The 22,211-nt window shown below is 62.6% G+C and carries 25 protein-coding genes; 16 read left to right on the forward strand and 9 right to left on the reverse strand.

Annotated elements, in window-relative coordinates:
- Nucleotides 1–5 precede the first annotated feature (5 nt).
- Both holA and nadD read left to right on the forward strand, forming a co-directional pair.
- Entirely contained in the window at nt 6–1,016 is a 1,011-nt protein-coding gene (gene holA / locus AC0GUR_RS00975) for a DNA polymerase III subunit delta (RefSeq protein WP_472875591.1), read from the forward strand.
- Nucleotides 1,013–1,657, forward strand: coding sequence for a nicotinate-nucleotide adenylyltransferase (nadD, locus tag AC0GUR_RS00980; protein WP_472875592.1), 645 nt, complete (start codon nt 1,013–1,015; stop codon nt 1,655–1,657). The genes holA and nadD overlap by 4 nt, the downstream gene beginning before the upstream one ends.
- A gap of 240 nt (nt 1,658–1,897) precedes the next feature.
- On the opposite strand, the gene msrB is transcribed toward nadD, so the two are convergent.
- The 4 genes from msrB to AC0GUR_RS01000 form a co-directional block, all read right to left on the reverse strand.
- The gene (gene msrB, locus AC0GUR_RS00985; RefSeq protein ID WP_472875593.1) at nt 1,898–2,515 is read right to left on the reverse strand and encodes a peptide-methionine (R)-S-oxide reductase MsrB; all 618 of its coding nucleotides are present in this window, start codon (nt 2,513–2,515) and stop codon (nt 1,898–1,900) included.
- Between the two features lie 30 nt (nt 2,516–2,545).
- Nucleotides 2,546–4,267, reverse strand: a complete 1,722-nt coding sequence (locus AC0GUR_RS00990; protein WP_472875594.1) for a cytochrome c biogenesis protein DipZ — start codon at nt 4,265–4,267, stop codon at nt 2,546–2,548.
- Nucleotides 4,268–4,614: 347 nt separating this feature from the next.
- Nucleotides 4,615–5,232: a porin family protein gene (locus AC0GUR_RS00995; RefSeq protein ID WP_472875595.1), complete on the reverse strand. Its 618-nt coding sequence runs from the start codon at nt 5,230–5,232 to the stop codon at nt 4,615–4,617.
- 436 nt (nt 5,233–5,668) lie between these two features.
- On the reverse strand, nt 5,669–6,301 hold the full coding sequence (locus AC0GUR_RS01000; protein WP_472875596.1) for an autotransporter outer membrane beta-barrel domain-containing protein: 633 nt from the start codon (nt 6,299–6,301) through the stop codon (nt 5,669–5,671).
- Between the two features lie 355 nt (nt 6,302–6,656).
- Here AC0GUR_RS01000 and AC0GUR_RS01005 point away from each other — a divergent pair, with 355 nt between their 5' ends.
- From AC0GUR_RS01005 to AC0GUR_RS01045, 9 genes are all read left to right on the forward strand, one after another.
- On the forward strand, nt 6,657–7,181 hold the full coding sequence (locus tag AC0GUR_RS01005; RefSeq protein WP_472876277.1) for a sigma-70 family RNA polymerase sigma factor: 525 nt from the start codon (nt 6,657–6,659) through the stop codon (nt 7,179–7,181).
- Nucleotides 7,182–7,186: 5 nt separating this feature from the next.
- On the forward strand, nt 7,187–7,846 hold the full coding sequence (locus AC0GUR_RS01010) for an NrsF family protein (RefSeq protein WP_472875597.1): 660 nt from the start codon (nt 7,187–7,189) through the stop codon (nt 7,844–7,846).
- Nucleotides 7,847–8,389: 543 nt separating this feature from the next.
- Nucleotides 8,390–8,695, forward strand: a complete 306-nt coding sequence (locus AC0GUR_RS01015; RefSeq protein ID WP_472875598.1) for a hypothetical protein — start codon at nt 8,390–8,392, stop codon at nt 8,693–8,695.
- A gap of 96 nt (nt 8,696–8,791) precedes the next feature.
- Nucleotides 8,792–9,859 carry an NAD(P)H-dependent flavin oxidoreductase gene (locus tag AC0GUR_RS01020; RefSeq protein WP_472875599.1) on the forward strand — a complete coding sequence of 356 codons (1,068 nt, stop codon included), beginning with the start codon at nt 8,792–8,794 and terminating at the stop codon, nt 9,857–9,859.
- 75 nt (nt 9,860–9,934) lie between these two features.
- Nucleotides 9,935–10,327 (forward strand): ribosome silencing factor, encoded by a 393-nt coding sequence (gene rsfS, locus AC0GUR_RS01025; protein WP_472875600.1) that lies wholly within the window; start codon nt 9,935–9,937, stop codon nt 10,325–10,327.
- An 84-nt stretch (nt 10,328–10,411) separates the two neighbouring features.
- A complete protein-coding gene (gene rlmH / locus AC0GUR_RS01030; protein ID WP_472875601.1) occupies nt 10,412–10,882 on the forward strand; it encodes a 23S rRNA (pseudouridine(1915)-N(3))-methyltransferase RlmH in 471 nt (156 codons plus the stop codon).
- 211 nt (nt 10,883–11,093) lie between these two features.
- On the forward strand, nt 11,094–11,543 hold the full coding sequence (locus AC0GUR_RS01035) for a GNAT family N-acetyltransferase (protein WP_472875602.1): 450 nt from the start codon (nt 11,094–11,096) through the stop codon (nt 11,541–11,543).
- Between the two features lie 93 nt (nt 11,544–11,636).
- Complete coding sequence (locus AC0GUR_RS01040) at nt 11,637–13,148, forward strand: acetyl-CoA hydrolase/transferase family protein (RefSeq protein WP_472875603.1); 1,512 nt, start codon at nt 11,637–11,639, stop codon at nt 13,146–13,148.
- Between the two features lie 30 nt (nt 13,149–13,178).
- A complete protein-coding gene (locus tag AC0GUR_RS01045) occupies nt 13,179–13,748 on the forward strand; it encodes a Maf family protein (RefSeq protein WP_472875604.1) in 570 nt (189 codons plus the stop codon).
- A gap of 131 nt (nt 13,749–13,879) precedes the next feature.
- On the opposite strand, the gene AC0GUR_RS01050 is transcribed toward AC0GUR_RS01045, so the two are convergent.
- Nucleotides 13,880–14,686: a lysostaphin resistance A-like protein gene (locus AC0GUR_RS01050; RefSeq protein WP_472875605.1), complete on the reverse strand. Its 807-nt coding sequence runs from the start codon at nt 14,684–14,686 to the stop codon at nt 13,880–13,882.
- Nucleotides 14,687–14,895: 209 nt separating this feature from the next.
- Here AC0GUR_RS01050 and AC0GUR_RS01055 point away from each other — a divergent pair, with 209 nt between their 5' ends.
- Complete coding sequence (locus AC0GUR_RS01055) at nt 14,896–16,452, forward strand: TerC family protein (protein WP_472875606.1); 1,557 nt, start codon at nt 14,896–14,898, stop codon at nt 16,450–16,452.
- Between the two features lie 83 nt (nt 16,453–16,535).
- Here the strand turns inward: AC0GUR_RS01055 and AC0GUR_RS01060 are convergent, their stop codons facing one another.
- A complete protein-coding gene (locus AC0GUR_RS01060; protein WP_472875607.1) occupies nt 16,536–16,931 on the reverse strand; it encodes an MAPEG family protein in 396 nt (131 codons plus the stop codon).
- Nucleotides 16,932–17,046: 115 nt separating this feature from the next.
- On the opposite strand from AC0GUR_RS01060, the gene ypfJ reads away from it, so the two are divergent.
- Nucleotides 17,047–17,913 (forward strand): KPN_02809 family neutral zinc metallopeptidase, encoded by an 867-nt coding sequence (ypfJ, locus tag AC0GUR_RS01065; RefSeq protein ID WP_472875608.1) that lies wholly within the window; start codon nt 17,047–17,049, stop codon nt 17,911–17,913.
- Between the two features lie 101 nt (nt 17,914–18,014).
- Nucleotides 18,015–18,374: a YkgJ family cysteine cluster protein gene (locus AC0GUR_RS01070; protein WP_472875609.1), complete on the forward strand. Its 360-nt coding sequence runs from the start codon at nt 18,015–18,017 to the stop codon at nt 18,372–18,374.
- Nucleotides 18,375–18,383: 9 nt separating this feature from the next.
- Here AC0GUR_RS01070 and AC0GUR_RS01075 read toward each other — a convergent pair whose 3' ends face one another.
- Nucleotides 18,384–19,157 (reverse strand): anti-sigma factor family protein, encoded by a 774-nt coding sequence (locus AC0GUR_RS01075; RefSeq protein ID WP_472875610.1) that lies wholly within the window; start codon nt 19,155–19,157, stop codon nt 18,384–18,386.
- Complete coding sequence (locus AC0GUR_RS01080; protein WP_472875611.1) at nt 19,144–19,713, reverse strand: sigma-70 family RNA polymerase sigma factor; 570 nt, start codon at nt 19,711–19,713, stop codon at nt 19,144–19,146. The genes AC0GUR_RS01075 and AC0GUR_RS01080 overlap by 14 nt, the downstream gene beginning before the upstream one ends.
- 358 nt (nt 19,714–20,071) lie before the next feature.
- Between AC0GUR_RS01080 and AC0GUR_RS01085 the strand changes: the two genes are divergently transcribed.
- Nucleotides 20,072–21,013: a metallophosphoesterase family protein gene (locus AC0GUR_RS01085; protein WP_472875612.1), complete on the forward strand. Its 942-nt coding sequence runs from the start codon at nt 20,072–20,074 to the stop codon at nt 21,011–21,013.
- A complete protein-coding gene (locus tag AC0GUR_RS01090; protein WP_472875613.1) occupies nt 21,010–21,351 on the forward strand; it encodes a cupredoxin domain-containing protein in 342 nt (113 codons plus the stop codon). The genes AC0GUR_RS01085 and AC0GUR_RS01090 overlap by 4 nt, the downstream gene beginning before the upstream one ends.
- Here AC0GUR_RS01090 and AC0GUR_RS01095 read toward each other — a convergent pair.
- Nucleotides 21,338–22,138: a dioxygenase family protein gene (locus AC0GUR_RS01095; RefSeq protein ID WP_472875614.1), complete on the reverse strand. Its 801-nt coding sequence runs from the start codon at nt 22,136–22,138 to the stop codon at nt 21,338–21,340. The two genes, AC0GUR_RS01090 and AC0GUR_RS01095, sit on opposite strands and share 14 nt — an antisense overlap.
- Between the last annotated feature and the right edge of the window lie 73 nt (nt 22,139–22,211).

The raw sequence follows: 22,211 nt of genomic DNA on the forward strand, positions 1-22,211 counted from the left end.
CCGCCATGCCGCTCAATGCTGCCCAATGGCAGAAGTCGCTGACGGCAGATCACCTCAAGCCGGTCTATCTGCTGGCGGGCGAGGAATTGCTGGTGCTGGAGGCGGCCGACGCCCTGCGCGCGCAGGCGCGCAAGCTCGGTTACGCCGAGCGCGAGGTCTTGGACGTCGGCAACCATTTCGACTGGGACGATCTGGCCCGCGCGGCCGCAGGCATGTCGTTGTTTGCCACGCGACGCCTGCTCGACCTACGCCTGCCGACCGGCCGCCCCGGCACGGAAGGCGCCAAGGCCATCAACGAATTTTGCGCCAACCCGCCGCCGGACGTGACGTTGCTGATCACCGCCACCGAGTGGAGCAGCAAGCACGAAGGTGCGTGGACCAAGAACCTCGATGCCGCCGGTGCGCTGGTCGTGTTCAATGCGCCACGCCCCAATGAATGGGCATCGTGGATCGGCGCACGCCTCGCTTCGCGTGGCCTTTCCGCGACACCGGATGCTGCCGCGCTGCTCGCTGAGCGCGTCGAGGGCAATTTGCTTGCTGCCGCGCAGGAGATCGACAAGCTCGTCGTGCTGCACGGGCAGGGCAAGATCGATGCGCAGGAAATGGAAAACCTTGTCGCCGACAGTGCCCGCTATGACGCCTTCAAGCTGACCGATGCCGCATTCGGCGGTGAAGGTGGCCGCGCACTGCGCATCCTGCATGGCCTGCACGCCGAAGGCGATGAGCTGATCGCCCTGATGGGTTGGCTGGTCAATCAACTGCAGCTTGCGCTGCGACTCGCCAATGCGCGCGATTTTGCTGCGCAGGCACGCGCCGAACGACTGTGGCCCGCGCGCGAGCAGCTGTTCCGGAAAGCCCTGCGCCGCGCGCCACGCGAACATTGGCTGCAATGCCTCGCACGTGCGGCGCGTATCGACCGCATGGCCAAGGGACGCGAACAAGGTGACCCCTGGCTTGAAGCCGAACGCCTTATCGCCGCCATTGCTGAGCCAAGGGCGGCCGGCGCGCTGACATGAAACCGCTGGCCCTCTTCGGCGGCACCTTCGATCCGGTGCACCTGGGACACCTCAGCGTGGCCTGGGAAGCGTCTGAGTTGCTTGACGCCGAAGTGCGGCTGATGCCCGCCAACGTGCCGCCGCATCGCAGTGCGCCCACCGCCACGCCAGTGCAGCGCGTGGCTATGTTGAAAGCAGCGCTGCAAGGACAGAGCCGCCTTACCCTGGATACGCGCGAGCTGCGACGGGAAGGGCCGTCCTACACCATCGACACCTTGCGTGAATTGCGCAGCGAGCTGGGTGAGCAGCCACTGATCCTGCTGCTTGGCGCGGATGCTTTCGCCGGTTTACCGAGCTGGCAGAACTGGCGCGAATTGTTCGACCACGCGCATATCGGCGTGCTCAATCGCCCGGGCATCGAGGTGGAATGGTCGATGGAGCTGACGCTGGAAATTCTTCCGCGTCGCGTCGACGATCCCAAGCTTTTACACCAATTGCCGGCAGGCAAGGTGATCGAGCTGTCGGTGACGCCGCTGGAAATTTCCGCTACGCGTATTCGCGAGTTGCTGGCGGAAGGTCGTGACCCGCGCTATCTGTTGCCCTGCGGCTTGTTTGACGACCCTTCCGTGCTCGCTCCCTACCGCAGCAAACCGTCACTGTAGGGGCGCACTTGTGCGCGACCGCAGGCTGGCAGTCTGACGTAATGCAGGGTTGTCGCGCATAAGTGCGCTCCTACAGGTCTGTCTTGTTCACGATCTGCGCGACTTCATGATATGACCTCACGGCCGGCTTCTTTGTGGGAGCCCACCCTGTGGGCGACAGCCCCATGATCGCTCCATGGCCTCGTTTGCCAGTCGCGCACAGGGTGCGCTCCCACGAAGGGACTCGTTCGTCCAAGCGGCTTATGTTCTTGGCACAAACCGCAATGCCACTGAATTCATGCAATAGCGCAATCCCGTCGGTGGCGGGCCATCGTCGAATACATGGCCAAGATGTCCATCGCAGCCGGCACAACTGACAGCCGTTCGTTCCCAACCAAAACTCGAGTCACGCGTCTCGATCACATTCGGCTTGGCGATGGGTTGCCAGAAGCTGGGCCAGCCAGTTCCCGAATCAAACTGCGTGGCCGCATCGAACAGCGCGGTATCGCAGGCAGGACAACGATAAAGGCCCGGTACCGCCGGCTTCTCGTGCGCACCACTGAAAGCCCGTTCGGTGCCGGCGCGGCGCATGACGTAATACGCATCGTCACTCAGCCGCTGATGCCATTGCGCATCGTTGAGCACGAGCTTGCGCACATGGCATGGGCCAAGTCGGCGAACATCGTCGGCAAAGCATTCCAGCAACACGTCGGCACCTTGCGTGGCGGGTGTGGCGGCCATCGCGGTGCTGATTGCCGGACCATGGCCAAACAGCCTCGGCCACAACCAACCACCCGTCACCACCACGGCGCTACCCGTAAGTAGCGCGCGCAGGAAGCGTCGACGGTCTTGAATCACAATGTCCTGCGTACGGGACATGGCAACCTCCATCACGTCCGAAGTCGCGAATCAACCGAAGGTGAAAGCGTAGGCCTGCACGCCCGGATCGAGGAAAGTGATCTCGAAAGTACGTTCGCCCGAGCCATGCGCTTGGCGAACCAGTTGATAGAGGCGCTGCGATGTCACCGTGCCGTTACCGCCGACGTCGGTATCCATGCCGTGATCGTCGCCAGGCGCTTTGCCGTCTACGGTGACGCGGAAGCGCACCGGCTTACCGTCATGGCCCGGGCCCAGCACAAGATGCAGGTCGCGGCCCCGAAAACGGTAGACGATGCTGCCATGGGCGCTATTCAGTCGGGCGTTCTCGTCGCCCACTGTCCAGCGACCGTTGAGGGCCCATTGATTGGTCGTCAGGATGTTGGGCGCGCGATAGGTCCAGGCATCGTCGTGGGCAACCTGGCCGCCGGCAAAGTTCTCGGCGCGTGCGTAACCCACATACGTCTCTGGCGAGCGCGTGCCATCGCCTGTCATGGCCGCTTCGGCACCCTGCGCGTTCGGCTGTACATAGCCACCCGGCAGATCCTTCTGGCCGGCCTCGGTCAGTAGCTGGCGGATCACATCCTCGCTCTGCTCGTACTCACCCTCGCCGAAGTGATGGTGACGGATGCGACCCTGGGTATCGATGAAGTAATGCGCCGGCCAGTATTCGTTGTTGAAGCCTTTCCATATCGCGTACTCATTGTCGAGCGCGACGGGATAGTGGATGCCAAACGCATTCACCGCCTTGATGACGTTCTGCGGCTCTTTCTCGAAAGCGAACTCCGGCGCGTGGACGCCAATCACCACTAGGCCGTGATCCTTGTACTTGTCAGCCCAGGCGCTCACGTAGGGCAGGCTACGAATGCAGTTGATGCAGGAGTAGGTCCAGAAATCCACCAGCACCACCTTGCCGCGCAGCGACGGTGCCGAGAGTGGCGGCGTGTTGAGCCATTGCGTGGCACCGGTGAGGGACGGCAACTGACCTTCCACGGGCAGCGCCTCGCCCGCTTTCACCTTGGCTTGCGGGGGTGGGGCAGGGCGTACGGCATCGATCAACCGCTGCTCAATGCCGCCCGTGCTGGCAAGCGACACCCGCGTAAGCACACCCGTGTCCAGGCCGAGCGCAATCATGGCAACACCCACCAAAACCAGCGCGCCGAGCGCGCGACGCACCCACTCGCCAGCGCCCAGGGAGCGCTTCATCAGTGCGAATACGCGCCCACCAATGGCTAACGCCAAGGCCAACGATGTAGCCGCACCCGCCGCGTAAGTGAGCAACAAAAGCGTGGTCTGTACGCTGGCGCCATTGAGGGCCGCGCCGGTAAGCAGCAAGCCGAGTATCGGGCCCGCGCAGGGCGCCCACAGCAAGCCCGTGGCCACGCCCAGCCCCGCCGCCGACCAGACGGAATCACCCTCCGCGTCCGACTTCTGTGACAGCTTGTTACCCAGGGCTACGAATGGTCGACTGATCCATTCGGCGAGATGGCTGGAGAGCAGGGTGATGCCAAGGATAGCCAGCACCGCCATGGCGATGATGCGGCCGTACTGGTTGGCGCGAATGGCCCAACTCCCTCCCACGGCGGCCAGCGTTGCCACCAGTGCGAAGGTCAGCGCCATGCCGAGCAGCATGGGTAGACCGTTGCGCACGAAAGGCCGATCTGCGCGGGCAAAGACGAACGGCAACACTGGAAGAATGCATGGGCTGAGGATGGTCAGCACGCCGCCGAGGTAGGCGAGGATCAGCACAAGCATGGTCACGTGCTCCTTTGGGGATTCAGCAACCTATTCGGCGCAATACTCATATAGGTTACCTCCGGCGGTGTGCCGCGCCTAAGTGATGGTTCTATCGCGCATTTTCTTCGAGCTTGCGCGGGCGAGCCGGCGCCTGCCAAAGGGGGGGCGGTCCCCGTACCGGGATGGCAGGGACGCGGCTCTGGTGAGCCATCTACCCGTTGTCAGGCACCTTCGCCTACGGGGCAAGTCAAAAAAGCCCGGCATAGCCGGGCTTCTTCTTACTTGCAGGTGAGGTTGGTGCTGCTTAGAGGTTACCTGGCATACCCTCAACACTCGGATTACTCCAGCCTCCTGCAGGCGTGGGCTCAGAAGCGATATTCCGCACCCAGGGACAACAGGCTGGCATGGTCGTGGCCGCCATTAAAGCCAATACGATAGTAGTCGTAGCTCAGGTTTAGGCCGAAGTTACGCGTGAAGTCGTAGCCCACGCCAGCGCCCCAATACCAGCTGGTGTTGGAGGAGCTCTGGTGATTGCTGTACGTGCGGTTATTGGCGGTCACGTCGATGTTGAGGCGGGTGCTGCTGAACAACACGCCGGTACGTGCTTGCACATTCCAGTTGTCGTTGAACTGGAAAAGGTAGTTGCCGCCCAGGGACCAGCCGTGGCTGGCGGCCTTGCCGCCGACATCGGCATTCACACCGAACTGGTCGCGTATCAGATTCTTGTTGGGGTTGGCCTGGCCGAGGTCGACATAACCTCCGTCGATACCCCAGTTGCCGGACGGTGTTGCCCAGCGATAGCCCAGGCCCATGCTCCAGCCGGTGTCGGTGTTGCTGGAAAAATAGTCGCTGGAGACACGATAGTCGGACTGGCCGATGGCGCCGCGAACGAACCAGCCGCCATCGTTCTGATCAGCGAGCGCAACCGTAAGAGGAGACGCGAGGGCTGCCGCCAAACCGATGGTCGAAATCAATTTCTTCATGTTGTTTTTCCTTAGGGGAGGGCAGACGCGATCAAGCACTACCGTGGCCAAGTGGGTGTCGCAGGCGTTTAATGTGGAGCCGCCGTGCTTCCGTTGGCTTGGAATGCAATTCGTTGAATACGCGCCATGACTCATTGAGCCAGAGGTGAGAACGGCGAATCTATCGGGGGAACCAGAGGATCGTGGTAAGCGGTCTCTGCCTACCCGAAGGGTTTGGACGACTTCGGAGTCGCAATTGCGAGGCAGCGATCATGAACTCGAGATGGGTCGCTATTTCCTGATCGTGCCCCCTGGCCCGTTCATCATTGGCCTGCGGACTCGAGGCAGGTTTCATTGCCCATGGGAGAGGACAAAACCCGAGGCAAGTACCGTTGAAGGCATACGCGCTCGCTGGAGTCGGCACTTGCCTGAGCCTGAAGGGGAGGCTGGCCTCAGATCAGAAGCTTGCGCGCAGACCGACGTTGACTGTGTCTGTGCTGTTGTTGATGCGAAGGCCATCTTCTACTGCCCACATCGGGGTGAAGCTGTAGACCAGGCCAAACTGGCCGAAGATGTTTCCATCTGGTGCTGCGCTAACGCCATGGTCGTATCCGACATAGGCATTGGCAGTCAGCTTATCGGTCACACGGCCCATGACGCCGGTGTTGATGGCCCAGACGTTGTCGCTGTTATTGAAACGAACGCAGTAGTCGTTCAGACAAACATGGTTGCTGGTCTTTTTGTGCTGGTAAGACACCTGGGTTACCCAGTCGGCGCGGCTCCCGATGCTGGCGGCGTAGCTGAAGCCCAGAGACCAGGGCTTGACCTTGGGATTCCGGTAGATATGACCAAGGATCCGATCGTTTTCGGACACCTTGTTGAAGTTCAGAACACCGTAACTGCCAAACATCTGGAAATTGTCGGCGAAGCCATAGGAGCCGCTCAGCATGACGCCTTGTGCAACACCGGCATGGCCTGACTGGGTGATGTTGACGTAATCCAGTTGCAGGTAGGTGTAATCGATGCCGCTGGCGTGCGTGGCGACAGGGGCGCAGGCGACCAGCGCCAGTGCCAGCAGCTTCTTCATCATGCGGTGTTCCCTCGAAATGTGAAACCAAACCCGGTTGGGCTGGGCGGCATTCACCTGCCGAGGAAAGGCCTTCCCATGAGACTTTTCTGAAAAACACGGAATTTTTACAAGCCGTGATTGGTACCGGCGAAGGCGGCCAGGGATATCTGCCTTTCGCTGACGTAACACCGGACTGTCGCCCGCCGAAATATGAGGTATGCCTCACAGCGACCGCTTGCCGATGACAGCCGGCTTGACCACCACAGGTGCCATGGTTCTAGATAGCGGCCTTCCCGCCTGGGCCAGGATCGATCCTGCCGTGAGTGCCGACGCCAAAACAGCCAGCGACACGCCGGAGCGACAGCGCGCCGCGTGGATGGCTGCGGCGCAAGATGGTGATCGGCGAGCCTACGAGCGTGTGCTGGCAGCCTCGGTGCCGGTGATCCGCGCCGCGGCACGGCGGCAGGGCGTTGCGGTGGATCAGATTGACGATGTCGTGCAGGAAACCTTGATCACTATCCATCGGGTGCGTCATACCTACGACCCCGCCCGTTCGTATGACGCCTGGCTGAGTGCTATTGCCAGTCGGCGCGCAGTGGATGCCTTGCGCAGTCACGGCCGGCGTGACCGGCGCGAGCTGCACGATGAGCATCTGCTGGATACGCGTGCGGATACCGATGACGCTACCGTCGCCACTGAGCGTGAGCAGGAGGCGAAGCGTCTGCGTGATGCCATCGCGACCTTGCCGCCGGGGCAGCGTCAGGCCGTGGAGCAACTTGGCCTCAAGGAGCGCTCGCTGGCCGAGGCGGCGGCCCATACCGGGCGTCAGGAGGGCGCGCTGAAAGTAAATCTGCATCGCGCTATCAAGGCATTGCGTGACCGTTTCCACGGAGGACCCTGAGCACCATGGTTGAACCGCGCCTCACTGAGTCACTGATCCAGTCACTGGGCGACGATCTCGCCCCGGTGCGGCGCCTGCCGCCGCCCTGGGTGCGCACGTTGCTGTGGATGGTGGTGGTGATGGCGATGGCGGGCGGCCTGCTGATGCATTACGGCGCGGAGCACATGCTGCAGCGTTGGGCAGCCGAGCCGGACATCGCGGTGGCCGGACTGGGCGCGGTGATAACGGCGATATCAGCGGCTTGGGCCGCGTTTACGCTTGGTGTGCCGGGACGCTCCGGGCGATGGGCGTGGCTGCCGTTGCCCGGCTTGCTGTTATGGATAGGAGCCAGCGGACTCGGCTGCCTGCGCGGTTGGGTGGTGCCCACCATGCACGTTGCAAACGCGCATCAAGCGGGCGACTGCTTGGTCTTTATCGTCACCTTCGCGGTGCCGTTGTCGGCGCTGCTGGTATGGCTGTTGCGTCGCGCGTGTCCGTTGCGCCCCGTGCTGACAGCGGTGCTGATTGGCCTGGCGAGTGCGGCCGCATCAGCGGCATTGCTTGAGATCTGTCATGGCTTTGCGGTGGCAGCCACCGATTTGCTGATGCATGCGCTGGCCGTTGTCATTGTGGTAGTGGCCAACGCCGCCATGGGTGGCCGGCTCTTGCAGCCATCGTTGAAGTAGCCCGTGGGCCCTTGCCGTGATTGCGGGCCATACCCTGAGAGGGGAATCGTGATGGCAAAGCGGGCTTGCATGCCATGAAAGTGAATGCTGCCTTGCAGCATTTCGGTTCGGCGCGCTCGGATCACGGAAACCTTGCCCGTGCCACCGCGAAGTCCGGTGGCGAGTGAGACAGCTGTGGGGCCAAGAAGCATCATCGGACGCTCCAGCGCAGGGTGAGCACCGCAGCAATGGCCGTGATGGTTCCGTGACCTCTCGATATTGATGCTGAACAGCCAGTTCCGCAGGCCACATTCCGTCATCGCCCATGGGTATACGCTTGGGCCCTGAAGGGGCGCGGACAGGAGGCAGGTGTCCGTCGAAGTGGCTTCTCGGGCCAGGGATGGGCCGATCGCATCTGGCGGGACCGCTGATGCGGCGTGGCCGGAACCGACCCACGGCCGGTGCCGGGTTGCCGAGGTCGTCCGGGATGGGCGGCAACGGTTGTTCCACAGGAAGTGCGGCTTGGCCGCACGGTTACCTCACTGCTCCAGGAGATACGCACCCATGAAAGTTTCCCGTTACGCCGTACTCGCCCTTGCGACCGCCGTCGTCTTCGGTCTTGCCATGTCGCCTGTCATGGCGCAGCAGAGCACGACCCCGACGCAGGCCGCCCAGGACGCCAGCAAGGACGCGATGAAATCCAGCTCGGATGCCATGAAGTCCGCCAGTTCGGACGCGATGAAGTCCAGCAGTGATGCGATGAAGAGCGAAACCACCAAGAGCGAAACGACTAAGAGCAGCTCGCATCACAAGAAGAGCAAATCCAAGAAGAGTAGCGAACCCGCAGCCGCTTCCACCGCTGGTCACTGATACTTTTGTTCCTGACAAAGCCCTCCTCATGTGGGGAGGGCTTTGATTTTGAGGTGTGCTGTAATACGCCGCGGTGCGTTGCAGAGCGAGCCTCCCATGCCTTCCTCTTTTCTGCAGCGTCTGGGAGTTACCCAGCCGCTGGTTCTCGCCCCCATGTCCGGTGCGTCGACACCGGCGCTGGTCGCAGCGGTATCGCAGGCCGGTGGTCTCGGCTCGCATGGCGCGGGTTATCTGTCGCCACAAACGATCCTCGATGATGCTGCGAAGATTCGCGCACTGACGGATCGACCGTTCGCGCTCAACCTCTTTGTATTGCCCGATGAGTTCGAGGTGGACGAGCCGGCCATCGACTTCGCGCGCGCCAAGCTCGATGAGCTGATGGAACGCGAGGGGCTCGCGATACGAACGACTCGACCCGAGCGCTGGGCACCGCGATTTTCCGAACAGTTTGCTGCACTGTGCGAGGCGCGTCCCGCCGTCGCCAGTTTCACCTTCAACCTGCTGACTCCCTCGCAGTTGGCGGAATTGAAGCGGCGCGATATCACCATCATTGGGAACGCCACCACCGTGGCTGAGGCCCGCGCCTGGGCGGAGCTTGGCGTGGATGCGGTGAGCTTGCAGGCCATGGAAGCGGGCGGTCACCGCGGCAGTTTCCTGCACGCGCCCGAGGACGCGATGATTGGCCTGTTCGCGCTGCTGCCATTGGTCGCACACGCCGTGAAGCTGCCGCTGATCGCTGGTGGCGGCATCATGGATGGCCGCGCCATGCTGGCGGCTGAGCTGCTTGGCGCGGCGGTGTGCCAGCTGGGCACGGCCTTCCTTGGCTGTCCGGAATCCAACGCCGCCGTCGCCTGGAAGCAGGATCTGGCGCAGGCGGAAGACGCCAACGTCACCACCATCCGCAGCTTCTCAGGCCGCGCGGCCCGGGGCTTGCGCAATACCTATGTGAAAGCGATGGAGCCCCATGCTGCGCGGTTCCCGAGCTATCCGGTGATGAACGCCCTGACATCCCCGTTGCGTAAGGCGGCTGGTGCGGCAGGGCGGGGAGATCTGGTCTCGGAGTGGTGCAGCCAGGCGGCCAGCCTGTCCCGGCCCATGCCCGCTGCGACGCTGGTGGCCACCTTGCTGGCGGAGTATGTGGAAGCCCGTAAAAGCCTTGCTTGACGCGGGCTTCAGGGCGGTCCGTTATACTGTGGCCGCGCCATCCCGCGCATCGATCATGCATCGAGGCAACCGCACTTGAGTCAGACCTCCCATCGCAGCACCAAAGCCGCCACCACGGCGGTCGTTCGCCAGCAAGTTCTCAACGCGCTGGATGAATTGAAGGCCAAGGACATTCGTGAGATCGACGTCCGCGGCAAAACCTCCATCGCCGATCTGCTGGTCATCGCTTCCGGCACCTCCGCGCGCCATGTGAAATCCATCGCCGATGAAGTCGTCAAGTTCGCCAAACAGGCGGGCGTGATGCCGCTCGGCGTGGAAGGCGAGCAGGAAGCCGAGTGGGTATTGGTGGATCTGGGTGACGTGATCGTTCACGTCATGCTGCCGCGTATCCGCGAGTTCTACGGTCTGGAACGTCTCTGGACCGTGGGCGATCGCGAGATCGACGCCGAAGTCGCCAGCGTGGGCTAAAGCCCACGCCATGGCGGCATGCGCCGCGCGCATGTCGATGCGCGTGGTGATCCCGTTTGTTTCCCTCATGTCTGGCAGTGAACCATGCGTGCCCGCCTGATTGCCGTTGGTGAACGCATGCCCGCCTGGGTGGCGGAAGGCTTTGCCGAATATCGCAAGCGGCTGTCGCACGAGCTGCCGCTGGAATTGATTGAACTGAAGCCCGGCGTGCGCGGCAAAGGGCGCGACGACGCGCGCGCGATTCAGGACGAGGGGGCGGCGATACTCGCGGCCTTGCCTCGCGATATCCATGTCGTTGCGCTCGATGGCCGCGGCAAGACCTGGTCCAGTGAAGAGCTCGCAGCGCAACTGGCGAAGTGGCGCATGTCGGGTCGCGATCTGGCGTTTCTCATCGGTGGGCCCGACGGTCATGCGCCGGATGTGCTGGCGCGCGCCGACCAGAGTTGGTCACTGGGGCCGCTCACGTTGCCGCACATGTTGGTGCGACTGGTGCTTGCCGAACAGCTGTATCGCGCCACCACTTTGCTCTCGGGGCATCCTTACCACCGCGCTTGATCAGCCCGATCCTGTAGGAGCGCACCTTGTGCGCGACAGCAGAACTTCGGTGTACCGCGCCGCACGTGCCCAGTGAAACGGGAGGTCGTGCACCGAGTGCGCTTCACAACAGCGTCAAGTGGATGCGGTTTCGAAGGAAAGTGGTCATAGGCGAGTTGTGCAAGCGCGACGCATACTCCATCCACCTTCTTCAAATGCAAGGCACGGGGTTATGTCCATCACGGTGCGTCAGGCCACCATCCACGATCTCGAGCTTATTGCGCCGCTGTTTGACGCCTACCGCCAGTTCTATGAGCAGCCGGCCGATCTGGAACGTGCCCGGCAATTCCTGCGCGAGCGTTTTGCGCACCACGAGTCCGTGGTGCTGCTGGCGCTCGACGAGAAGGGAGAAGGCGTGGGCTTCGTGCAGCTTTACCCCCTGTTTTCCTCCGTGCGTGCCGAGCGAATCTACCTGCTCAACGATCTCTTTGTCGCACCCGATGCGCGCCGCCGCGGTGTGGCTGTGGCACTGATGCACGAGGCCACCGCCTTCGCCCGGGCCATAGGTGCGGTGGGCATGTCGTTGACCACTGCACACACCAATGAGCCCGCACAACGCCTTTATGAGTCACTGGGCTGGACGCGGGAAGGGAAATTCCGCGAGTACAACGTCGCTTTCTGAGAGGATTCCTACATCCGACCATCGTCTAGCTTGCCAATCGTTTGACGTAAGGCCGCGTTACCATGGGCGAATTGCAGCTCAGGAGTCTTCAACGTGGACAAGCGCATTCGCCATGCGGGATTGGCCAGCAAGGTCATGACGTCGGCCCAGGCCGCGGAATTGATCGATCACGGCATGACCATCGGCATGAGTGGCTTCACGGGCGCGGGTTACCCCAAGTCGGTCCCGCAAGCCTTGGCTGATCGAATGACCGCCACGCATGGCACCGGCAACCCGTTCCGCGTGCGCGTGCTTACCGGGGCGTCCACCGCGCCAGAGCTGGACGGTGCATTGGCCCGTGCCGATGGCATTGATCTGCGACTGCCGTACCAGTCTGACCCGGAGCTGCGTGCGCGCATCAATCGCGGCGAGATGAACTATCTCGATATCCATCTCAGCCATGTGGCGCAGTACGCCTGGTTCGGCTTCTTTGGCAAGATCGATCTGGCCATTATCGAGGCCACGGCCATCATGCCCGACGGCAGCCTGCTGCCTTCCTCGTCGGTGGGTAACAACAAAACGTGGCTCGATCTCGCCGACAAGGTCATCGTCGAGGTCAATCACTGGCAGCCGATGGAAATGGACGGCATGCACGATGTCTATTACGGCACGGCATTGCCACCGAATCGCAAGCCGATTCCGTTGTTGAAACCCGACGATCGCATCGGTCAGCCCTACCTGAAGCTCGACCCGGACAAGGTCATCGCAGTGGTGGAAACCAACGCGCCGGATCGCAACAGTGCGTTTGCGCCGCCGGATGAAACCTCGCGCCAGATCGCCGGCCATCTCATCGACTTCTTCCGTCACGAGATCGCCCATGGCCGCCTCGGGCCGCAGCTGCTGCCGCTGCAGTCGGGCGTCGGGAATATTGCCAATGCAGTGCTGGCGGGCCTGCGCGACGGCGGCTTCAAGGGGCTGACCGCGTTCACCGAAGTGATTCAGGACGGCATGCTGGATCTGCTCGCCAACGATGTGTTGTCGGTGGCGTCGGCAACGTCGTTCTCGTTGAGCCCGGCCGGCATTGAGCGTTTCCTCGAAAACATCGATTTCTTCCGCAAGCGCATCATTCTGCGCACACAGGAAATCTCCAATCATCCCGAACTGGTACGCCGACTCGGCTGCATCGCCATGAACGGCATGGTGGAAGCCGACATCTACGGCAACATCAACTCCACGCACGTGGCCGGCACCAGCATCATCAACGGCATTGGTGGCTCGGGCGACTTTGCGCGCAACGGATTCATGTCGTGCTTCCTTACGCCCAGCACCGCCAAGAACGGCGCGATTTCGTGCATCGTGCCAATGGTCAGCCACGTCGATCACACCGAGCATGATGTGGCGGTGGTGGTCACGGAGCAGGGCCTCGCCGACCTACGTGGCCTTTCGCCGCGCCAACGCGCCAAGGTCATCATTGAGCGCTGTGCCCACCCGAGCTACCGCCCGATGTTGCAGGACTATTTCGATCGCGCGCTGCACGACAGCCGCGGCAAGCACACGCCGCACTTGTTGAACGAAGCGCTTTCATGGCACCAGCGTTTCCTTGAAACCGGGGATATGCGACCGTAAGCATCCCTGACGACATCGAATACGCCTGCCATGCTCTATCTTGCTTCACAGTCGCCGCGTCGCCGTCAGCTGCTCGAGCAGATTGGCGCGACCTTTCGCATCGTCGATGTCGATGTGCCTGAGCAGCGTGCACTGGCGGAGTCGCCACGTGAGTACGTGAGTCGCGTGGCGCGCGAAAAGGCTCGTGCGGGTCTGGCCGCACTCGAGGATCCGCGCGCCGCGGTGCTGGGCGCGGATACCGAAGTGGTGCTCGATGACGAAGTGTTCGGCAAGCCGGCGGATGCCGTTGACGCGGCCGCCATGTTGCGACGTCTGTCAGGGCGAGTGCACGAAGTCATCTCTACCGTGTGGCTGGTAAGCCACGCCGGCGAGTGGAGCGATACCAGCCTGTCTCGCGTACGCATCACCGAGCTGAATGACGCGGCGGTGGCCACCTATATCGCCACTGGCGAGCCTTTCGGCAAGGCGGGCGCTTATGCCATTCAAGGGCATGGCGCCAAGCTGATCGAGCATCTCGACGGCAGCCACTCCGGCGTGATGGGTTTACCGGTGTTTGAAACCGCACGCTTGCTGCGCGCCCATTCGCTGATTACGGCCTAAGTAGTATCCCTGTAGGAGCGCACTTGTGCGCGACCGCGCCGCTCAATTTCACAGCCACGTGACAGGCTGCGGTCGCGCACAAGTGCGCTCCTACATGTGAAATGAAACGTGGCCAGTGAAATGGAACGTGGCTAGCCACTCACCATGAACCAGGACACCACGGCGAGCAGGTTGTTCATGCCGTGCGCGATCACCGCCGGCCAGATGGAACCCGACCGCACGCGCAACCAGCCGAGCACCAGGCCGAGCAACGCCAGATTGGGCAGCGCGTACCAGAGGAAGGACAGGTCCGGCAGATGCACGCAGGCGAACAGCAGGCCGGTCAGAGCGACGGCCCAGCCGTTGCCTACGTGGCGCGCCACCGCCGAAAGCAGTACCCCGCGAAACAGCAGCTCTTCCACCGCTGGCCCCACACTCACCACAAGCAGTGCCAGCGGCAGGCGCAGCAGTAGTGGCGTGTTCGCCCCGAGCTGCTTGATGTCCTGGCTGACCTGATGGCCTTGCGCCAGCCATTGCGTAAGCATGCCGCCCACGAAGGGCATCGCTGCGCCGACAACGATGGCCACGAGATAGATGGCGACATGATTCGAAGAGGTGAAGCCGAATCCGGGCAATTCACTTTGCGACCATAGCGCTGGCCACCAGCGATGCGCCTGGCGGAAGACCACTACCGCAGACGCCAACAGGGTCACCATGACGGCGATGGCGCTCGTGTCGGAATGGCCGAGCCAATGACGTCCTTGCGTGACGATGGCTTTGGCGCCACCGCCGTGCTGCAGCACCTCAATCAGGCCCGCCGTCAGGCTGATCAGACCGCCGACCGCCAGCTGCAGCGCAAAGTACAGCGCAATCAAGCCGAAAGCCTGCCACAGCGTCGGCGCCTGCGATGTTAGGAAGGAGGGCGAAACGTGAGGAATTTTCTGGCGGTTCGCATCCATCAAAACGGTCCAGCAGGCGCGCGCGCAAGGGGAGGTCTGTCAGCACGCATCGCGCTCGCCGGCTGACGTAAGCACGCTAGTCCCTGCCGTCGCGCTGGCGCAATCCTGTCCTTTGGCACGGGCGCGTTGAGCTTTCGAGGCTTTCACGCACGCTGCCTGTATAGTGACCAGACGATCCAAGGAGGAAGACGGCGCTACGGTGCCGACTCATGTTCGCATTCGACTGGCTGGCCGACCCGACGGCGTGGGCCGGTCTCCTCACCCTCGTGGTGCTGGAGATCGTGCTCGGTATCGACAATCTCGTCTTCATCGCGATTCTTGCCGACAAGCTTCCGGCAAGGGAGCGCGACCAGGCCCGCGTGCTCGGCCTGTCGCTCGCACTCATCATGCGACTGGTCCTGCTGGCGGCCATGTCGTGGATGGTAAAGCTCACCGCGCCCATCCTCATCCTAGGCACGGTGTCGTTCTCCTGGCGCGACATCATTCTGCTGCTCGGCGGCGCGTTCCTGTTGTTCAAGGCTACGGTGGAGCTGCATGAGCGGCTGGAAGCCGACGACGACCCCGACGCTGCCAAACGGGCACCTGCACGCTTCTGGTTGGTCGTGGCGCAAATCGTGGCGCTGGACGCGGTGTTCTCGCTCGACTCGGTGGTCACCGCGGTAGGCATGGTCGATCACTTGTCGGTGATGATGGTCGCCGTGGTGATCGCGATGATCCTGATGATCAGCGCTAGCAAGCCGCTGACGAATTTCGTCAATGCACGGCCGACGGTGGTGATCCTGTGCTTGTCGTTCCTGTTGATGATCGGCTTTAGCCTGATGGCGGAAGGCTTCGGCTTTCATATTCCGAAGGGCTATCTGTACGCGGCCATCGGTTTCTCGATCATGATCGAGGCCTTCAACCAGACCATGCGCCACAACCGGCGGCGCAGCCTGTTCAGCAGTGCGCGTACGATGCGCGACCGCACTGCCATGGCGGTGCTGAACTTGTTGGGTGGCGCGGGCAGCGAGGAAGAAGCTGACACGGCCAAAACGGCGGCAGCCAGCACCGATGGGGGCATGGCCGTGTTCGGTAAGGACGAGCTGGCGATGGTGCGTGGCGTGTTGGATCTGGCGCACCGCCCGGTGCGCTCGATCATGACGCCGCGCCCCGAAATCAACTGGATCGATCCGCGCGAAAGCGCCGAGCAGTTGCGCGCGGAAGTCAGTGCGTCGAGCCATGCATGGCTGCCGGTGGCGGGCGACGACCTGGACCAGCTGGTGGGCGTGGCGTCCTCGCGCGATCTGCTGGAGAGCCTGCTGGAGCACGGTCGCATTGACGTTGAGCGCGTGGTGCGAAAGCCGCTCACCGTGTTGGAGTCGTTGAGCGTGCTGCGGCTGATCGAAGAGTTCCGTCGTTCGCCGTTGCAGGTGGCGCTGGTGGTTGATGAGTACGGCAGCGTGCTCGGGCTGGTGACGCCGACCGATGTGCTCGAGGTGATCGCCGGTGAATTCCCCGACGAGGACAGTAGCGATCCTTCCGCGTTGCAGGAGAGCGATGGCAGCTGGCTGCTCGACGCCAGTCTCGACTTGCGTCGCGTCGAACATCTGCTGGGCTTCCACCTGAGCGGTGACGACAGTTTCTCGACGTTGGCTGGCTACGTGCTGCAGCAACTGGGTCGCTTGCCGGGCGTGGGCGATGCGTTTGTCAGCGAAGGCTTGCGTTTTGAGGTCGTGGCGATGGACGGTGCGCGCATCGAGCGGCTGAAGGTTAAGCCGATCGAGTGAAGGGTGGGTCGCGCACAAGTGCGCTCCTACAGGAAGCAAATGTCGATATGGTAGGGGCGCACTTGTGCGCGCCCCGGACTCCCTCAGCCCATCACCAAGGCACGAACCAGCCCCACCACACCAAGCGCCAAGGTTGCGAACCAACCGGCCGAGGACACCATGAAACCCGGGCCACGCTTGGCCGGATCCTTCAGGTAGGCCACCGCGTACCACACGCGACCCACCACCCACACCAGGCCGGCCACGCCGCCCCAGAACGCGAACCCGTACTGCGCTGCCAGCCATAGCGAAGGCAGAAACATGACGGTGGATTCCAGCGTGTTCATCTGCACGCGCCAGGCCCGCTCAAATCCGGGATGGCCGCTGATGGCCGGCGCCTTGATGCCGTATTTCTCGCGCGCATGACCCGTGGCCCAGACTGTGCCGAACTGCAGCAGGATGGTGAGCAGGACGACAATGGCGGGCAGGTGCTGTGTCATGACGGACTCTCGCGAAAAAGGTGGCTCACTGTAGCCATCAGCGAGGCGTGGCGGGAGGGGGCTATAGGGTTTATCGTTTCAGGGTCCCCGGTGCGTCGTGAGTGAGGATTGACCTATGGATTGGCAGAAGGGCGAGCGCAGTCAAAACGTCGAAGTCGACAGCGGCGATGGTGGTGGTCCACGCTTCGGCGGTGGGCGCGGCCTTGGGCTGGGCGGCATCGTCATTCTTGCCATCCTGGGTCTGGTGTTCTTCAAAGACCCGACGGCCCTGTTCAGCCAGGTTGATAACGGCGGGCAGTCGCAGGTGGCCGCACCGAGTGCCCACCAGGCAGAGGTCGATCCGCAGACCAAGGATTTCGTCAGCGCGATCCTTGGTTCCACCGAAAAAACCTGGGGCGATATTTTCGCCGCGCATGGCCGGCAGTATGTCGACCCTAAGCTGGATCTATTCACCGGTGGGGTAAACACCGCCTGTGGCGCCGCCTCAACGGCGGTGGGGCCGTTCTACTGCCCGGGCGATCAGAAGGTGTACCTGGATGTGGCGTTTTTCCAGGAGCTAGCCAACCGCTTTCACGAGTCGGGCGACTTCGCCCGTGCGTATGTGATTGCGCATGAGGTGGGTCATCACGTGCAGAACCTGCTGGGCGTCTTCGACCAGGTGGAACAGGCCCGCCGTCGTGGCGCTCGTATGGAAGGCGCCGACGGTCTTTCGGTGCGACAGGAGCTTCAGGCTGATTGTTTTGCCGGTGTGTGGGCCAATCACAGCCAGCAACGGCTGCAATGGCTGCAGCCGGGTGATATCGAGTCAGCGCTCAACGCGGCCAGCAAGATCGGCGACGACGCCTTGCAGCAACAGGCGCAGGGACGAGTGGTGCCCGACTCGTTCACACACGGTACGTCGGCACAGCGCGTGAAGTGGTTCCGTGCCGGCTTCGAGAGTGGCGATATCGCGAGCTGCAATACGTTTGCAGGGACCCCATAAGACGGGTACTGGCAATATCAGCCGCAGGCCAGCTGCACGCAGGATTCTGCCGCTTTAGAATGTCGGTTCTGCGCACACGGGTGCGCTCATCGACGGTCTGCATGCTGCATCCCTGCCTAAGTTGCGGTGCCTGTTGTGCTTATTTTCGCGTGGCCTTCCATTGGTCGGAGGCGGACGCGTCTCTAGGCGGTGTGGTGCCGCCCGAACTCACCGAAACGCTCGACCCGCATCGTCTTGTCATGCGTGGGACGCAGGCTTCCAGGCCCCGTTGCGTGGCCCTGCAGGGCACGGTGGGTCAAGCGGCTCATTGCGGCATCTACGAGCAACGCCCTTCGGTGTGCCGCGAAGTGGAACCCTCCTGGGAATTCGGCCGGCCCAGCGCTCAATGTGACAAGGCCCGCCTTGGGCACGGTCTGCCGCCATTGACGCCGGCAGACTGGCAAGACGCTTCCGCGGCCTGAAGCTTTGCCTCAGTGCACCGTTGGCGCCGCGGCCTCATTCTGAAACGCGAGCACGAACTGCTTCAGATCGCCCTCGTTGACGTCGGAGATGGCGACGTAGCGCATGCCATCGCTGCCCCAACGGATAACGGTGTAGCCGTGCTCCTGCGTTACCGTCTGTGCTGATGCCGCCGCCTCTGTGGGCCACTGGTAAAGGTTGATCACGTGCAGACGGCGTTTGTAGACCAGCGCGGCAACGCTGTGACCGTCGATGGCGTCCAGCCGCCCACCGATCAGCGGAAAACCCTCGCTCGCCAGATCCTTCACGCGCGGTGAAAAATCGAGCTTGCCTTCGAACCAGGGTTTGACCGTGTGCTGATCGGTCGACACCACATCCATCAAATGCTGTTCCTGCAACGAACGCACGTGGCCGGAAATCACCTGAGCCACGATGGGGTCGGGCATGGCGCGCGAGTGCAATAGCATCCATGTGGGGCCAGAAAGCAGCATGGCGCCCACGAAACCCGCTGCCACAGCCAACACGATAGGTTTTCTGGGGCGAGTCAAAACGAGCGGCGAGGCATGGGGCGTTGGTGAAGTGCTCCAATGCTGACGTAGCGCGGCGGGCGCGCGGTGATACAGCGACGGCTGAGCCAATGCCTTGTGCAACGTGGCATAGGTGTCATAGCGCGCCTTGCATCCGGCGCAAGTGTCGAGGTGACGAGCCATCGCCGCGCTGTTGGCGGCATCGAGTTCGTCGTCGAGATAGGCGTGCAAAAGCAGCCCGGCGTCATCGCACATCATGGCGACGTACCTCCTTGGGCCGGCAGGTGAGTTCGGTTCTGAGGCGCTCGCGTGCACGCGCAAGGCGAGACATCACGGTGCCGACTTTCTGTCCGATGATGGTGGCGATCTCCTTGTACGAGCATTCCTCAAGCTCGCGCAGCACGATGATTTCGCGCAGCGGCGGCGGCAGGTGCTCCAACGCGGTCTGCAAGGCGCTGACATCCACCGCAATCAGGGTCAGCGCTTCAGGGGAGGGGCCTTCATCCACCAGGGGATGTGCCTCGTCATCCAACTCGTCGTACGGTGTTTCGTGTGGTGTGCGACTGCGCATGGTGTAGTAGGTGTTACGCACGATAGCCAGCAGCCACACACGCGCGTCACCGCCGTGAAAACTTTCGAAATAACGTAGCGCGCGCAGCATGGCTTCCTGCACGAGGTCCTGTGCATCGGCGGGGTTGCGCGCGAGCCAGAACGCCAGGTTGTAGGCCGCATCAAGGTACGGCAGCACCTGCGCTTCGAAACGCGCGCGTCGTGGTGTGTCGTCTCTCGGGCTGGCGTTGGGATCGGTCGGCATAAGAGGGGATACCTCGTTTCACGCCACTTTATTCCAGCGTCGGTGAGCGATGTGTGGCAGAACCGCTTCGCACTCCCGTAAGGCCTGGTCGTTGCCTCATGGTCGTCCCCGCGAAGGCGGGAGGCGCTTTTCAACACCCGAATGGCTGGTCATCCAGTGCCGTTGGGTGCTGAGGTGAACCGAAAGTCGCCGGATGACCAGCTTCGCTGTTGTAAAGCGCCTCCCGCCTACGCGGGGATGCTCGAAGCGCGACAACAGGTTCTTAGCGCGAGGTCGGGAATAGAGCGGCGGCCGGGGCGGTAATGAGGGTAGGGGCAACGGGTGCGGTACCCGCTGCCGATATCCGGAGCTTCCGATTATGCGCGACAACGATGAACAACCGATCGACGGCCGCCGCCAGTTTCTCAAGTGCATGGCATGGGCCGGGGCCGGCACGCTATGGGTGATGAATGGAGGCGTCTTGCGCGCCCAGCCATTGTCATCGGAAGGCAGTGCCGCCGCGTCCGACGCCACCTTCAGCTTCGTGCAGATCAGCGATTCGCATATCGGCTTTCACAAGGCGCCGAACATGGATGTGGCTTCCACCCTGCGAGCCTCGCTGGCGATGGTAAAGGCGCAACCGAAGCAGCCGGATTTCCTGCTGCATACCGGCGACCTGACTCATCTTTCAAAGCCCGAGGAATTCGACACGCTGACCGGCATCATGCAGGACGCGCATTCGGGCAAGGTGTTCTACGTGCCTGGCGAGCACGATGTGATTGGCGACAACGGTGCCGAGTACTTTCGCCGCTTCGGCGAGCGTCAACAAAGCGGAGGCTGGTACAGCTTCGATCATCGCGGCGTGCATTTCGTGGGCTTGATCAATGTGCTCAACCTCAAGGCTGGCGGCCTGGGGTCGTTGGGCAGTGATCAATTGGCATGGTTGAAGAAGGATCTCGCGGGCCTATCCGCCGACGCGCCATTGGTGGTGTTCGCGCATATGCCGCTATGGTCGCTGTATCCGCAATGGGGCTGGGGCACGGATGACGGCGATGAAGCGGTGAGCTACTTGCGCCGCTTCGGTTCGGTAAGTGTGTTGAACGGACATATCCACCAGATCCAGCAGAAGGTGGACGGCACGGTCACGTTCTATACGGCGCGCTCCACCGCTTACCCGCAGCCAGCCCCTGGCGTTGGGCCGGCGCCGGGCCCGATGAAAGACGTGGCGCCTTCGGATCTACATCGCTATCTGGGCATTCGCGATGTGCGCCACGTGCGGGGTAATCACGTATTGGCCGTCACCGATGAGGCCATGTCATGAGCACGCGACGAGTGATGTCATGGTTGTTGCTGGCGGTGGCCTTGAGCGTCATGGCACCCATTGCCTTCGCGGCGAATGCGCCGCCCAAGCCGTACGCGGTGGATATTCGCAACTTTGCCTTCTCGCCACGCACGCTCACCGTGCCTGCCGGGGCGCGCGTGGTGTGGACCAATCGCGATGACGAACCCCACGTCGTCACGAGCGCCGGTGGCCAGTTCGCGACTTCGAAAGCGCTCGATACCAGTGACAGTTATGCCGTCACCTTTGCCCACGCAGGTACGTACGCATACTTCTGCTCCATCCATCCCATGATGGTGGGCACCATCATTGTGCAGTGACGGTGTGGTCGAAGCGGTAGATGTCCATGGCCAGAAGGCCATGGTCGATGCCAGCATCGATGCGCTGGGCGCGCCAATCATCGCCTGCCGCGCCCAGTGCTACGAACAGCGGTAACAGGTGTTCGTCGGAAGGGTGTGCGCGTTCGGCGAAAGGTGCCTGGCGTCGGTAGTCGAGCAGGGCAGCCACGTCGCCCTCGGCGAGTTTGCGTTCGATCCATTCGATAAAGGGGCGCACGTACGGTGCTTCACGCTCCTCACTGTAGCCGGCGCGGAAATCGTGCAGGTTGTGCGTGATGCTGCCGGAGCCGATCACCAACACGCCTTCATCCCGCAGCGGCGCGAGCGCACGACCTACGGTGTACTGATGCGTGGGTCCGAGTTGCGGCTGGATCGACAGCGGTACGACTGGAATATCGGCGTTGGGGTAGAGCAGGCGCAGCGGCACCCAGGCACCGTGGTCGAGTCCTTGGGTGGGATCGAGCGTGGTGGGCAGGCCCGCCTTGTCCAGCAGTTCGGTGACACGTGCCGCCAGTGCGGGGTCGCCCTTGGCGGGGTATTGGATGTCGAACAGCGCCTGCGGGAAGCCGTAGAAGTCGTGGATGGTTTCGGGTCGTTGTGCACCACCGACGTGCGGCTGGCGTGCAAGCCAGTGTGCTGTGGCGATCACGATGGCCTTGGGGCGCGGCAGTTGTTGCGCCAGCTCGGCCAGACGTTCGCCTACGCGCCCGGGCTGGATGGCCGTCATGGGCGATCCGTGGGAGATGTAGAGGCTGGGCAGGGTGGTCATGGCAGTTACCTTGGGGTACTGCCATAGGTTAGGCGTTTCGCGCGGGATTGCAGCGTTCGTGGGGTGAACGATG

This window comes from Dyella sp. PARNA 12/25 (assembly GCF_055702865.1).